This is a genomic window from Arthrobacter sp. P4_F11 (genome assembly GCF_056401395.1).
The window spans coordinates 235,265-247,841 of sequence record NZ_JBFUJK010000002.1 but is presented as its reverse complement, the minus strand read 5'-3'; the positions used below and the strand labels follow the sequence as shown (position 1 = coordinate 247,841).

Below are 12,577 nucleotides of genomic sequence, written 5' to 3'. Positions count from 1 at the left end.
CTGGAAGAATGGAACCTCCGGAAAACCAACGAAAGGCTTCAGCCAAATGATCTTCATCGTCGTCAAATTCAAGGTCAAGCCGGATTGGTCGGAGCGCTGGCTGGGACTCGTGAACGATTTCACCCAGGCCACCCGCCAGGAGCCCGGCAACCTGTGGTTCGACTGGTCCCGCAGTGTGGAGGACCCCAACGAATTCGTCCTGGTTGAGGCCTTCAAGGATGACGCCGCCGGGGCCCACGTGAACAGCGCCCACTTCAAGCAGGCTATGGCGGACATGCCTCAGGCCCTGGCCGAGACGCCCCGGATCATCAGCCGGCAGCTCGACGGCGACGGCTGGGACCGGATGGGCGAGCTCACCATCTAACCCCACCGGTTGCTCCGTAGGCGCCCTTTTGAGGCCTCAAAAGGGCCGTTACGGAGCACTGGATAGGCTTATGGCATGTGGATTGGATGGATCGAATTCGACATCCTTCTGGGCGACGTTCACAGCCTCAAGGAGAAACGCTCCGTGGTGCGCCCGCTCCTGGCGGAGCTGAAGCGCCGCTTTGATGTCTCCGTGGCCGAGGTCGGGGATCATGAGCAGCACCGGCGCACGCAGTTGGGCGCCGGCTTGGTTGCAGCAGACCGGGCACACGTCGTGGAGGTGCTGACCGGCGTCGAACGCTTCGTGGCGGCCCGGCCCGAACTCGAACTCCTCAGCGCACGGCAACGGGAGCTCCGCAGCGACGACTGACCCCGCGGATTGCTCCGCCAACCCCCGTCGATTGCTCCGTAGTCGCCCTTTTGAGGCTCCATAACGGCACTTATGGAGCAGTCGATGGGCGTTGTGGATAACTACTGCGGCGTCGACGCCGAACTGGTCTGATGAAGCCATGAAGACCGCGCGCCCGCTGCCGGACGATTTCCAGCGACGACCCTTTACCGTCGTCGAAGCGGCAGCGGCTGGTGTGTCACTAAAAAGGCTCCGCCACCAGTCCCTGGCCGCGCTGGGCCGGGGAATCCGTGTGCAAAGCCCGACGCCGGGGCTTCCCTTGTGCGTGCGAGTGCGGCCTTTCATTGAGGTCAATGAGCGATGCGCCGCGTCGCACCTCACCGCGGCGGAGCTTGGTTCGCTTCCGGTGCGGCAGCAGAAGGAGGCACCACCGATGTACCACGTGATCAGGCCCGAGGGCGCGGCCCATCTCAACCGGCCACACGTCATCGTCCACCGCATGAAGCTCTACGACGACGAAATCACGCTGCTGGACGGGATCCCCATCACCACCCCGGAGCGGACCTGGCTGGATCTAGCCGAAATGTTGACCGTAGACCAACTCGTTGTGGCCGGCGACAGCTGCGTTCGGATGCCCAGACCTGAGCTCGAGGGCAGGGATGCGCCGCTCTGCAGCCTTCAGGACTTGCAGCGGATGATCGACCGCCACAAGGGAAAACGAGGAATCCGCAAGGCGAAGGAAGCCATCGCCCTCATTCGCGTGGGCTCCGATTCGCCGCAGGAGTCCTTGCTGAGGCTGGCCATAGTCCGGGCCGGCCTTCCGGAACCAGAGCTGAACGTGCCGATCATCGACAATGCAGGAACCCGGCACCACGAACCCGACCTGTCCTATCGGAAATACAGAATCGGCGTCGAGTACGAGGGCGAACTCCACGGTGAGGAGGGCCAGATCGTCCGGGACATCGCCCGTTCGGAGAAGTACACGGACCTCGGTTGGACCGAGGTCCGGATCTCCAAGCGGCATATGCACGATGATGCCAAGGCCGCGGTGGCCAAGGTCCGTGCCGCACTCCTGCAGGCGGGCTGGCGGCCCGGCCGTTAACGAACGATTGCTCCGCAACTGCCGTTTTGAGGGTTCAAAAGGGCAGCTGCGGAGCAATCGATGGAACTAGGGCTGCGGTGGGTGGGGACTAGCCGAAGTACTTCGGCAGGGTCGCCTCGTGGGCTTCGCGGAGCGCGTCGAGGTTCATGGTCTCGACGCCGTTGATCTCCAGCGTGCCGCCCTCGGCGTCCACCACACCGATCCGGACGTGCGCGAAGCCGCGGGCGGTGCACATGTCCGTGAAGCGGATTTCCTCCGAGCGGGGCACAGCGACGACGGCGCGGCCCTGGGTTTCGGAGAACAGCGCCGTGAACAGGTCCACGCCGTCGCGGTCCAGGACGTCCTGCAGGGCGATCCGGGCGCCCACGCCGTAGCGCAGGGACGACTCCACGAGGGCCGCGGCGAGGCCGCCTTCGGAGAGGTCGTGGGCGGAATCCACCATGCCGTCGCGGGAGGCGTTGATTAGGATCTGGCCCAGTTCGCGCTCGGCGTCGAGGTCAACCTTCGGCGGCAGGCCGCCCAGGTGTCCGCGCATGTTCGACCATTCCGAACCGTCCAGCTCTGCCGCCGTCGTGCCGAGGAGGTAGATGGCCTGGCCGTCTTCCTTCCAGCCCGACGGCGTGCGGCGGGCGACGTCGTCGAACTTGCCCAGCACAGCCACCACGGGGGAGGGATGGATGGGGGTGGTCCCGGTCTGGTTGTACAGCGAGACGTTGCCGCCGGTGACCGGGATGCCGAGGACCATGCAGGCGTCGGACAGACCGCGGATGGCTTCGGCCAGCTGCCACATGACGTCGGGGTCCTCGGGGGAGCCGAAGTTCAGGCAGTCGCTGACGGCCATCGGCACAGCACCGGAGGTGGCGACGTTGCGGTAGGCCTCGGCCAGGGCCAGCTGTGCGCCGTGGTACGGGTCCAGGTAGGTGTAGCGGCCGTTGGCGTCGGTGGCCAGTGCCACGCCGAGGCCGGTCTCCTCGTCCACCCGGACCACGCCGGCGTCGTCCGGGAACGCCATGGCGGTGTTGCCGCCGACGTAGCGGTCGTACTGCTTGGTGATCCAGGACTTGTCGCACATGTTCGGGGAGGCGACGAGTTCGGTGATGGCGGCGGCCAGGTCCGCCGGGGCGGAGGGGCGGCCGGCGTCCTGCACGGACCCGGTGAAGGAGTCGGCCTGGACGGCGTCCTGCCAGTCGGGGCGGGCATAGGGTCGGTCGTAGACCGGACCGTCGTGTGCCACGGTGCGCGGGTCGACGTCGACAATGACCTCGCCTTCCCACGTGATGATGAGGCGGCCGGTATCGGTCACCTCGCCCAGCCAGGAGTACTCCACCGCCCACTTGTCCATGACCGCTTCAAACGCGGCGATGTTCTCGGGGGTGACCACGGCCATCATGCGTTCCTGCGACTCGGACATCAGGATTTCGCCCGGGGTCAGGGTGGGGTCGCGGAGCAGGACGGAGGTCAGCTCGACTTCCATGCCGCCGTCGCCGTTGGAGGCAAGTTCGGAGGTGGCGCAGGAAATGCCGGCGGCGCCGAGGTCCTGGATGCCCTCCACCAGGGATCCCTTGAACAGCTCCAGGCAGCACTCGATCAGGACCTTCTCGGCGAACGGGTCGCCCACCTGGACCGCGGGGCGCTTGGACGGCTTGGTGTCATCGAAGGACTCCGAGGCCAGCACGGAGGCGCCGCCGATGCCGTCGCCGCCGGTGCGGGCACCGAACAGCACCACCTTGTTGCCCTTGCCGGAGGCGTTCGCGAGGCGGATGTCCTCGTGGCGCATCACGCCGACGGCCAGCGCGTTCACCAGCGGGTTGCCCTGGTAGACGGAGTCGAAGACCATTTCGCCGCCGATGTTGGGCAGGCCCAGCGAGTTGCCGTAGCCGCCGATCCCTGCCACGGCGCCGTGCATGACGCGGGCGGTGTCCGGGTGGTCAATGGCGCCGAAGCGCAGCGGATCCATCACCGCTACCGGGCGGGCGCCCATGGAGATGATGTCGCGGACAATGCCGCCGATGCCGGTTGCGGCGCCCTGGTAGGGCTCCACGAACGACGGCGAGTTGTGGGACTCGATCTTGAACGTCACGGCCCAGCCGTCGCCCAGGTTGGTGACACCGGCGTTTTCGCCGATACCCACGAGCATGTCCTTCTTCATTTCCTCGGTCACCTTGTCGCCGAACTGGCGCAGGTGGTTCTTCGAGGACTTGTAGGAGCAGTGTTCGCTCCACATCACCGAGTACATGGCGAGTTCCGCGCCGGTGGGGCGGCGGCCCAGGACCTTGACGACCTCGTCGAACTCGTTCTGCTTCAGGCCCAGTTCGGCCCAGGGGAGTTCGGTGTCCGGGGTCTTGGCCGCGTTCTCGACGGTGTCGATGTTGAACTTCCGGGCGGTCTCCGCGGGTGCCGCCACTGCGGGTGTCTCCGTCATTTGTTGTCTCCCACGATCTTGTTCAGGACAGAGGTGAAGAACCCGAGGCCCTCGGTGCCGGAGCCGAGCTCGGGACCGAAGCCGGCCTCCACGGCGTGCTCGGGGTGCGGCATGAGGCCCACCACGTTGCCCGCGGCGTTGGAAATGCCGGCGATGTCGCGGCGGGAGCCGTTCGGGTTGAAGCCGACGTAGCGGAACACAACGCGGCCTTCGGCCTCGAGCGCGTCCAGGGTCTTCTCGTCGGCGATGTACTGGCCGTCCTGGTTCTTCAGCGGCACGGTGATTTCCTGGCCGGCGGCGTAGTCCCCGGTCCAGGCGGTGGTGTTGTTCTCCACGCGCAGGACCTGGTCGCGGCACATGAACTTCAGGTGGTCGTTCTTGATCATGGAGCCGGGCAGCAGGTGCGACTCGGTCAGGATCTGGAAGCCGTTGCAGATGCCCAGCACGGGCAGCTTGGCCTCGGAATTGGCGGCGTCGATGATCTTGGACATCAGCGGCGCGAAGCGGGCGATCGCGCCGGCGCGGAGGTAATCGCCGTACGAGAACCCGCCGGGAATCACGACGGCGTCAACGTCACCCAGGGTGGTGCCGGCGTGCCAGAGCTCCACCGGGGTGGCGCCGGCCAGACGGACCGCACGGGCGGCGTCGCGGTCGTCGAGGGTGCCGGGGAAGGTGACGACGCCGATCTTCGCACCAGCGAGCCTGGGGTTGGCGGCGACGGCGACGGCCTCGCCGATCAGGGGGAGTTCAGTCATTTCAGGCCTCAACGACCTCGACGTTGACGACGTCTTCGATGACCGGGTTGGACAGCAGGGTCTCCGCGGCGTCGCGGGCCTGGGCCAGGATCTCCTCGGTCACCTCGCCGTCGACCGTGAGTTCAAAGCGCTTGCCCTGGCGGACAGAGCTGAAAGCGGTGAAGCCCAGCCGGGGCAGAGCACCGACGATGGCCTTCCCCTGCGGGTCCAGAATCTCGGGCTTGGGCATGACGTCGACAACGATCCGGGGCATCCGGCAACTCCTGTGCGTGAGCGTTGGGTAAGGGCGCAGCGGAGTGGTGCCGTCTCACGCCGATCCGCTGTGTGTTGGACTGCCTGGTGAATGCAGCGTGAAAGGGCGCTCCGCGAGCTTGCATGCCCATTCTACCGGCCACCGCGCGTCCGGCCGTATTCGCAGCTGGGAGTGTGAACCCGGCCTCCCTGGCGAAGTCCTTGAGCTGGAGAAATGGCGTCGCGGGGGCGGCTGCGCCCTATGGTCGGGGCTACCGCGGGTCAGTAGGATGTGCGCATGGCTGAGAAACCGAAATCCGTGGTGTTGTCTGTTGTGGCCGTCGCAGTGTTCGCCGGGCTGGGCCGGATGGTCCTCCAGAAGATCAAGGCCGACCGTGCGGCGAAGGCGACCAAGGTGGCCGGGCCCTTGGATGAGAAGACCCGCGCATGGATCAGCGACGTGGTCCGGACTCCGCGAAAGTAGGCTGGCGGCAGTCCGCCTGGAGGCCACGGTAGGCCCGCGGACCATGACGGGCCGGATCCCCCCGCGGCGAGGTACCGCAGGGGTGCGGCCGCGCGGGGCCGGAAGTACCAATTGACGCAGTTCAGCGACGTCCCCATCGCGTCGTGTCGTATTGCGTGACAAATTTTAAATACCCCTCAGTGACCTATGTCATATCTCGCTCTCAGTCTGTACTGTATGAATCGGCTGGTATCCGTGGGGGCTGGCCGGGCGACCGCCCGGTGAGTTCCCGCCAGTCCGTTGGGCCCGGCCTTGAAGCCGGGCCGTTCCTTTACGAAAGGTTCGAACACTCGTGACATCACCAGGAAAGAGCTTCCTTCGAAGCGGGGGACTCCGGAGGGCCGCGGCACTGACCCTGGGCTTGCCGGTTCTTCTGTCCAGCATCGCGATCGCCCCCGCCAATGCGGCCCCGGGGCAAGGCCTGGCCGTAGCCGGCGTCGCACAGAAGAATGTTGATCCGAACAACTACAAGGACGGCCGCTACATCGTTGTCCTGACCGAGAAAGCGGCAGCCACGTATGACGGCGGGACGGCCGGCATGCCAGCCACCAAGCCTGCGCCCGGCAAGAAGCTGGATGCCAACAAAGCTGAAGTGAAGAAGTACCAGGCGCACCTGGAGCAGAAGCAGGCCCAGGTGGCCGGCAAACAGGGCGTCAAGATCAATCGGCAGTTCACTGCTGCCCTCAACGGATTCAGCGCACACCTCACCGCGGATCAGGCCATCAAACTGGCCAAGGACCCCAGCGTGCTGACGGTTGCCCCTGACACGGAAAACGCTCCGGACTACTCCAGCACCGATTTCCTGAAGCTCAGCGGGGCCAACGGAACCTGGAACACGAAGTTCGGCGGCCAGAACGGCGCCGGCAAGGGCGTCGTCGTCGGCGTCATCGACACCGGCTACACCCCGTCCAGTGCGTTTTTCGCCGGGGAAGAGGTCAAGCCCCTCGTCGGCAAGCCTGTCGTCGGTGTGCCGTACAGGACGGCGGACGGCAAGATCGCAATGCTCAAGTCCGACGGCGACACTTTTATCGGTGAGTGCCAGAAGGGCCAGGACTTCGACGGTTCTGCCTGTAACTCCAAGGTCCTGAGCGCGCACTACTTCGCCGAGGACTTCCTGCAGTTCGTGCCCCCGGCCGAGCGTGCTCCGGAAGAACTGCTGTCCCCGGTCGATGTCGCCAGCCACGGCACCCACACGGCCAGCACCTCGGCGGGCAACGCCAACGTCGAGACCTTCGTCGACGGGCGCAGCTTCGGCCTGACCAGCGGCATCGCACCGGCCGCCAAGCTCTCCGTTTACAAAGTCTGCTGGGAAGACACCGACCCCAACACGGGCGGCTGCTACAGCTCCTCGTCCGTTGCCGCCGTCGAACAGGCCATCAAAGACGGCGTCGACGTGCTGAACTACTCGATCTCCGGTTCTGCGACGTCAGTTATCGACCCGGTCTCGATTGCCTTCCTGAACGCTGCCTCCGCAGGCATCTTCGTCGCAGCATCGGCCGGAAACTCCGGTCCGACGGCGAGCACTGTCAACCACGGCGGCCCCTGGGTCACCACGGTTGCGGCCAGCAGCTTCTCCCAGGAGCTTCAAGGCACTGTTGAATTCGCAGACGGCACCAAGTTCCGCGGCGCCAGCATCATGAACAAGGAAGTCAAGGACGCCGGCGTGGTGCTGGCTGCCAACGCAGCAGCCGCCGGGAGCACCAGCCCGGCCTTGTGCGGCCCCGGCACCCTGGAGCCGGCGAAGGTCGCCGGCAAGGTCGTCGTCTGCGACCGCGGCGTTGTCGACCGCGTCGCCAAGAGCGCCGAGGTTGCCCGTGGTGGCGGCGTCGGCATGATCCTGGTGAACCTGAGCAATTCCTCGCTGGACACCGATCAGCACGCTGTCCCGACCGTCCACGTGAACCCGCCGGCCACCGCGGCCATCAAGGCCAAGGTAACCGCCGCCCCGGACATCAAGGTGTCTCTTGTTAACAAGGACACGACCGGACTGCCGCTGGAGGCGCAGCCGCAGATTGCCGGCTTCTCCTCCCGAGGCCCGCTGCTGGCCACCGACTCGGACCTGCTGAAGCCGGACGTCACTGCGCCGGGTGTTGCAGTCCTGGCCGGTGTGTCGCCGATTGGCGCTGACGGTGCAAAGTTCGGCTTCCTGTCCGGCACCTCCATGGCGGCACCGCACGTTGCCGGTTTCGGCGCGTTGCTCCTGGGCAAGAACCCGACCTGGTCCCCTGCAACGGTCAAGTCCGCCATGATGACCACGGCAGGCAATGTGGTGAACGCCGACGGCTCCAAGAACACCGACGTCCTCGCCACCGGTGCCGGCCAGGTGGATCCGGCACGCATGGTCGATCCGGGTCTTGCCTACGACGCCAACGAAGGGGACTACTGGAAATTCATACAGGGTACGGGGATCAACCTCGGCCTGCCGTCCAGCACCCTGCCGCGGGACATGAACGTCCCGTCCTTCTCGCTGGGCAACCTCACCGGCAAGATCACCGTGACCCGGACCCTGACCGCTCTGACTCCGGGCGTCTACAAAGTCAAAGCCAATGTACCCGGAATTCAGGTCAATGTGGCTCCGGCGGCCCTGAACTTCAAGGCCGCTGGCGAGAAGAAGACCGTCAAGGTCAGCTTTGAAAACACGAGCGCTGCCCTGGGCAAGTTCGCCATGGGCTCACTGAGCTGGGAGGGCGCAGGCAAGACCGTCACCTCGCCGATCGCAGTCCGGCCGCAGTCTGTCGTCGCCGCGAAGGATGTCTTCCTCAGCACCGAATCCGGCACGGGCTCGGGCGACATCAGCGTTGTGTCGGGCACCAACTCGCCCGTCAACATGACGCTGGACGGCCTGTCCAAGGCGGATTCTTCTGCCGTGGAGCTGGTTCCCGGCCCGTTCGCGGCCCGCGCCGATGCCTCGACGTTCGTCAAGACTGTGAACGTCCCGGCGGGTGCTCCGCTGGCCAAGTTCTCGGTCATCTCCTCTGACCCGGCCTCGGACTTCGACATGTGGGTGGTCACGCCACAGGGCGTCGAGCAGGTGGCGACGTCGTCGTCCAGCGAGACGCTCTCGATTGCGGATCCCGTTGCGGGCTCGTACACGATCTACGCGAACCTGTACTCCAGCCCGGGCGGCAAGACCACGAAGGCAAGCGTTGATGCCGCGGTTCTCGGTGCCAACGAGAACAATGCGACCATCACGCCGAACCCTCTGGTGCTGCCGAACGGTGAAACAGGCAAGATCACGCTGAACTGGACCGGCCTTAAGCCCGGCTCCTACATTGGACGGATCACCTTTGCCGGTGCCAGCGAGCCGACGTTCGTCACCGTCGTCGTGAACGCTGCAGGAGCTGCCTCGGTGGCGCCGACCTCGGAAGGCGCGGCCGCGCAGTCCAAGTTCCAGCACCAGGAGCTTGAGCGCCCCAACAACGCCATCTAGGCGCGGCTCAACCCTTATAGCAGAGGCAATGGCCGGCGGTTCGCACCGCCGGCCATTGCTGTCTCGTGACGCCTGCGAGGTTCCGCGTGGCTCAGATTGCGCCGGTGGAGCCTGCAACCCCGCCCAGCAGCGGCGCCATGGCACGCCAGCGGGCGATCTCGCAGCCATCGGTGCGGCTGAACGTGCTGTGGACTTCCCGGCCCAGGAACCAGCCGGTCACCACGGCGACCTGCGGACCGCCGTACTGCTGCGTGCACATCTTCGGCGGTCCCGGCTTGGGAAAGAAGATGTCCTCGCCGTGCCGCGTGACCGCCGCGAGGGCGGCCGCCGAATCCGGCAGCGTGGACGCCGGGGCGACGCTGCCGCCGTCGGCCGCCAGGCGGAAGGTGTACTCCGGCGCTTCCGGGGCCTCCGCCAGCCGGACGGTGAGATCGATGTCGTGGTGGCTGTGACGCTCGTGAGTGGCGGTCATTGCTGTCCTTCCGTGCGTTCGGGGGCAGGGCCGGAACCCATCGACTGGAACAGGGGAGCGAGCTCCTGCAACAGCCGCTGCCGCAGTACTTGTGATTCGGCTGAAAAAGCCCGCTGGTACTCAACGTACGCCGCTTTGCCCTCGGGTGTTTCGATCCTGATGGCGGGATAGCCCCACTCTTGCAAGTCGTACGGCGATGCCCGCATGTCCATGGCCCGGATCCGCCACGAGAGTTCGAAACAGTCCATGACGAGCTCGCTGGGCAGCAACGGGGACAGCTTGTAGGCCCACTTGTAAAGGTCCATGTTGGCGTGCAGGCAGCCCGGCTGGTCCATGGCGCGCTGGTTCTCCCGGCTGGGAACCATGCTGTTCAGCGGAACGGCGTCCGGGGTGTAGAAGCGGAAGGCGTCGAAGTGCGAGCACCGGATCCGGTTCTCCTCCACCACCTCGTCGGTGCGCCCGGACCCGAGCCGCAGCTGCAGGTACTCGTGCCGGAGATCGAACTTGTCCTGCCGGTAGACCATGGCCCACTCGTGCAGTCCGAAGCAGCCGAACTGGGCCGGCCGCGCGGCAGTCCCGGCCAGGATGATCCCTGCGAACTGCAGTGCCTCCCGGCGCTCCCTCAGGAAGGCGTCGACGTCGACCGTCACTGCCGGCGACTCCGCCGGCAGCCCGGCGGCCGCGAGTTCTGCGGCGTCGGCCGCGCGGTAATACTTCCACCCGGTCCGCGCTTCAGCCTCGGGGCCGGAGAGCACGACGCCGGCGCCCGGGTGCCAGCGCAGCAGCTGTCCGGGCTTCTGGGTGTAGTAGGTGAAGAGGAAGTCCTCCACCGGGTGCTTCCGGCCGGCGGAGCGCCGCTCGAGGTAGGGGTCCGCGTAGCGGCGGACACGTTGGACGTGGGCGACCTGGCGCGGCAACCACTCTTCCTGCTGAAGGTGCAAGGGCTTAGCTCGCCCCGCCGGATGAGCCCAGAACATCTTTGGCGGCGTTCCAGGCGGCGATTTCACAGCCGTTTGTCAGGCTGAAGCTCGCCTGAACCGCCCTGCCATCCACGACGCCGGTGACGGTGGCCACCTGCGGGCCGCCGTACTGCTGGGTGCAGGTCTGGTTCTTGGCGGGCGGGGCGGGGCTGAGGATGGCCGGATTGTTCTTGATGGCGATGCACGCGGCGGCGGCGTTGGGGTGCTGGCTTTCGGCCGCCGGAACCCCGTTTTGGCAGACCAGCGTGAAGTTGGCCGCGGTGCCGGTTTCGTTCGGCTTGACCATGATGGCGAGTTCGGCGTTGCCCTTACCCGGTCCGGACGGCAGCGGGGCCGCGGAGGGTGACGGTGCCGGTGACGTCGTCTCCGTCTCCGGGGACGGCGAGCCCGACGGCGCTGTGGGTGACGGGCTGGAGGGGGTGCCCGTCGTCGTGCTGGGGGAGGGGGAAGGTGTGGGACCGCCGTTCGGCGTGCAGGCGGTCAATCCGGCCACGGCCATCAGGACGGCCGCCAGGACAAGTGCCGGGCGGCCCGATTGCGTGCGCATCAGCAGTCCTCCTCTGTTTTGCCCAGTCTACCGCCGGGGCGCGTCGTCCGGGCCGGGCCGTGTGGCGGCGATCAGGTCCATCATGGTGGCGTGCAGCTGGCCAACCTGTTCACGCGTCAGGCCCAGCCGGGCCATCATGATGCCCGGGACTTCGGTGGCCTGCTCCCGAAGGGCGGTGCCGCGCGGCGTCAGCCGGACATCCAGGGTGCGCTCGTTGCCTTCCATCCGCTGGCGGGTGATGAAGCCGGCCGTCTCGAGGCGGCGCAGCAGCGGCGAGATGGTTGCCGGCTCCTGGGCCAGGGCCTCGCTAATGTCGCGGACCGACCGGGGGCTTGCTTCCCAAAGGCACAACATGACGAGGTACTGCGGGTGTGTCAGGCCGAGCCTGTCCAGGACGGGTTTGTAGGCGCCTACGACGCTGCGGGAGGCCACCGTCAGGGCGAAGCAGAGCTGCTGTTCCAGCAGGAGGTCGTCCTGCGCTGCCTGCGAGTCCTGGGCTCCATGCGCTCCCGGCATGACGTGCCTGTCCTGGATTGCTGGGGTTCCTTCGGTCACACCGACTCCTTCGAATGATTAGTGCACTAATGATTAGCGTACACTGGGAGCATTGTCTTGCTCCCACGAAAGGATAGCCATGGCCAAGGAAAATGCCGTCGAGCGGTTCATGCGGGCCACCGGGAAGTTCCGGGCCGTGTTCGGGCCGGCCAACCGCAGTTCACTCGGCCACGAGATGACCGACCAGAACAGGCGGCTGCTGGCGGCGCGGCAGGCTGAAACTGAACAGTGGGAGACCTTGCACCGGCCCGACGGCAGCACTTATGTGGTGCCTCGAAACCCTGACGACAAATCCCTGCGCTAGGTCCCTTTTAGCGCCACCCCACCCGAGCCATTTCCCGCTGCCGGGCGTAAAATGAGGGCACTGACACACCGCTGTGCAGCATCCTGAACCATCCGGGACGAGGAAAGGGGGTGGGACTAGTGACACGTGCTGTCAGAGCTTTCATGGAAAAGACCGACAAGCTGAGGCTGCTGTTCGGGCCCGCAAATCGAGGCGACACCGCGGCGCCTGTAGTTCACAAGCACGACGACTTCGAGCACGCCTCGGAAGACGACCTGGCAGGTTTCGAAGTCGAGACGGACGACCACGGACACCACTACGCTGTCCGGAAAACGGATCTCGGGAAAGAAGAGGTCTGACGAGGCCCGCTTCGCCGGTTCCGACGGTTCCGGGGGACCCCGGATGCCGGGGGCATCCTGGGCGGCCGCGTGGTACGCGGCCGGAAACGTGGGTATGCGGCCGGAGCTGTGGGGAAGCGGCCGACGACGGGCGGAGACGGGGAAGGGAGCGGCAGGTGCCGCTCCCTTCCCCGTCTTTATGCGGTCCGGGTCCGCCCGGATGCGCA

The 12,577-nt window shown here is 66.3% G+C and carries 14 protein-coding genes; 7 read left to right on the top strand and 7 right to left on the bottom strand.

Annotated elements, in window-relative coordinates:
- The first annotated feature begins 46 nt into the window (after positions 1–46).
- From AC1DRO_RS04135 to AC1DRO_RS04125, 3 genes are all read left to right on the top strand, one after another.
- Complete coding sequence (locus AC1DRO_RS04135) at positions 47–364, top strand: putative quinol monooxygenase (protein WP_079555298.1); 318 nt, start codon at positions 47–49, stop codon at positions 362–364.
- A gap of 75 nt (positions 365–439) precedes the next feature.
- Positions 440–733 carry a DUF503 domain-containing protein gene (locus tag AC1DRO_RS04130; protein ID WP_028277999.1) on the top strand — a complete coding sequence of 98 codons (294 nt, stop codon included), beginning with the start codon at positions 440–442 and terminating at the stop codon, positions 731–733.
- Positions 734–872: 139 nt separating this feature from the next.
- Positions 873–1,814 (top strand): hypothetical protein, encoded by a 942-nt coding sequence (locus AC1DRO_RS04125; RefSeq protein ID WP_476949932.1) that lies wholly within the window; start codon positions 873–875, stop codon positions 1,812–1,814.
- An 88-nt stretch (positions 1,815–1,902) separates the two neighbouring features.
- Here AC1DRO_RS04125 and purL read toward each other — a convergent pair whose 3' ends face one another.
- Genes purL through purS form a run of 3 tightly spaced genes read right to left on the bottom strand, consistent with a single transcriptional unit; the run spans position 1,903 to position 5,244 of the window.
- Positions 1,903–4,236: a phosphoribosylformylglycinamidine synthase subunit PurL gene (purL, locus tag AC1DRO_RS04120; protein ID WP_476949931.1), complete on the bottom strand. Its 2,334-nt coding sequence runs from the start codon at positions 4,234–4,236 to the stop codon at positions 1,903–1,905.
- Entirely contained in the window at positions 4,233–4,991 is a 759-nt protein-coding gene (purQ, locus tag AC1DRO_RS04115) for a phosphoribosylformylglycinamidine synthase subunit PurQ (RefSeq protein ID WP_026539321.1), read from the bottom strand. The genes purL and purQ overlap by 4 nt, the downstream gene beginning before the upstream one ends.
- A gap of 1 nt (position 4,992) precedes the next feature.
- On the bottom strand, positions 4,993–5,244 hold the full coding sequence (purS, locus tag AC1DRO_RS04110) for a phosphoribosylformylglycinamidine synthase subunit PurS (RefSeq protein WP_018776110.1): 252 nt from the start codon (positions 5,242–5,244) through the stop codon (positions 4,993–4,995).
- A gap of 276 nt (positions 5,245–5,520) precedes the next feature.
- Here purS and AC1DRO_RS04105 point away from each other — a divergent pair, with 276 nt between their 5' ends.
- Both AC1DRO_RS04105 and AC1DRO_RS04100 read left to right on the top strand, forming a co-directional pair.
- On the top strand, positions 5,521–5,706 hold the full coding sequence (locus tag AC1DRO_RS04105; RefSeq protein WP_028278002.1) for a hypothetical protein: 186 nt from the start codon (positions 5,521–5,523) through the stop codon (positions 5,704–5,706).
- Positions 5,707–6,037: 331 nt separating this feature from the next.
- Complete coding sequence (locus AC1DRO_RS04100; RefSeq protein WP_476949930.1) at positions 6,038–9,175, top strand: S8 family serine peptidase; 3,138 nt, start codon at positions 6,038–6,040, stop codon at positions 9,173–9,175.
- 91 nt (positions 9,176–9,266) lie between these two features.
- On the opposite strand, the gene AC1DRO_RS04095 is transcribed toward AC1DRO_RS04100, so the two are convergent.
- From AC1DRO_RS04095 to AC1DRO_RS04080, 4 genes are read right to left on the bottom strand one after another with little or no spacing between them, the layout of a single operon-like run.
- Complete coding sequence (locus AC1DRO_RS04095) at positions 9,267–9,647, bottom strand: serine protease inhibitor (RefSeq protein WP_476949929.1); 381 nt, start codon at positions 9,645–9,647, stop codon at positions 9,267–9,269.
- The gene (locus tag AC1DRO_RS04090; protein WP_476949928.1) at positions 9,644–10,624 is read right to left on the bottom strand and encodes a 3-methyladenine DNA glycosylase; all 981 of its coding nucleotides are present in this window, start codon (positions 10,622–10,624) and stop codon (positions 9,644–9,646) included. Before AC1DRO_RS04090 ends, AC1DRO_RS04095 begins: the two co-directional genes overlap by 4 nt.
- Positions 10,593–11,174: an SSI family serine proteinase inhibitor gene (locus AC1DRO_RS04085; RefSeq protein WP_476949927.1), complete on the bottom strand. Its 582-nt coding sequence runs from the start codon at positions 11,172–11,174 to the stop codon at positions 10,593–10,595. Before AC1DRO_RS04085 ends, AC1DRO_RS04090 begins: the two co-directional genes overlap by 32 nt.
- 27 nt (positions 11,175–11,201) lie before the next feature.
- The gene (locus tag AC1DRO_RS04080; RefSeq protein ID WP_476949994.1) at positions 11,202–11,690 is read right to left on the bottom strand and encodes a MarR family winged helix-turn-helix transcriptional regulator; all 489 of its coding nucleotides are present in this window, start codon (positions 11,688–11,690) and stop codon (positions 11,202–11,204) included.
- Positions 11,691–11,808: 118 nt separating this feature from the next.
- Between AC1DRO_RS04080 and AC1DRO_RS04075 the strand changes: the two genes are divergently transcribed.
- On the top strand, positions 11,809–12,033 hold the full coding sequence (locus AC1DRO_RS04075) for a hypothetical protein (protein WP_028278007.1): 225 nt from the start codon (positions 11,809–11,811) through the stop codon (positions 12,031–12,033).
- Positions 12,034–12,176: 143 nt separating this feature from the next.
- Complete coding sequence (locus AC1DRO_RS04070) at positions 12,177–12,371, top strand: hypothetical protein (protein WP_043436631.1); 195 nt, start codon at positions 12,177–12,179, stop codon at positions 12,369–12,371.
- Positions 12,372–12,577 lie beyond the last annotated feature (206 nt).

Bases quoted from the DNA above. Each gene is read 5' to 3' on its own strand.
- AC1DRO_RS04090 (WP_476949928.1), bottom strand. From the start codon at position 10,624: ATGTTCTGGGCTCATCCGGCGGGGCGAGCTAAGCCCTTGCACCTTCAG.
- purQ (WP_026539321.1), bottom strand. From the start codon at position 4,991: ATGACTGAACTCCCCCTGATCGGCGAGGCCGTCGCCGTCGCCGCCAAC.
- AC1DRO_RS04130 (WP_028277999.1), top strand. From the start codon at position 440: ATGTGGATTGGATGGATCGAATTCGACATCCTTCTGGGCGACGTTCAC.
- AC1DRO_RS04075 (WP_028278007.1), top strand. From the start codon at position 11,809: ATGGCCAAGGAAAATGCCGTCGAGCGGTTCATGCGGGCCACCGGGAAG.
- purL (WP_476949931.1), bottom strand. From the start codon at position 4,236: ATGACGGAGACACCCGCAGTGGCGGCACCCGCGGAGACCGCCCGGAAG.
- AC1DRO_RS04105 (WP_028278002.1), top strand. From the start codon at position 5,521: ATGGCTGAGAAACCGAAATCCGTGGTGTTGTCTGTTGTGGCCGTCGCA.
- AC1DRO_RS04070 (WP_043436631.1), top strand. From the start codon at position 12,177: ATGGAAAAGACCGACAAGCTGAGGCTGCTGTTCGGGCCCGCAAATCGA.
- AC1DRO_RS04135 (WP_079555298.1), top strand. From the start codon at position 47: ATGATCTTCATCGTCGTCAAATTCAAGGTCAAGCCGGATTGGTCGGAG.
- AC1DRO_RS04085 (WP_476949927.1), bottom strand. From the start codon at position 11,174: ATGCGCACGCAATCGGGCCGCCCGGCACTTGTCCTGGCGGCCGTCCTG.
- purS (WP_018776110.1), bottom strand. From the start codon at position 5,244: ATGCCCCGGATCGTTGTCGACGTCATGCCCAAGCCCGAGATTCTGGAC.
- AC1DRO_RS04095 (WP_476949929.1), bottom strand. From the start codon at position 9,647: ATGACCGCCACTCACGAGCGTCACAGCCACCACGACATCGATCTCACC.
- AC1DRO_RS04080 (WP_476949994.1), bottom strand. From the start codon at position 11,690: ATGCCGGGAGCGCATGGAGCCCAGGACTCGCAGGCAGCGCAGGACGAC.
- AC1DRO_RS04125 (WP_476949932.1), top strand. From the start codon at position 873: ATGAAGACCGCGCGCCCGCTGCCGGACGATTTCCAGCGACGACCCTTT.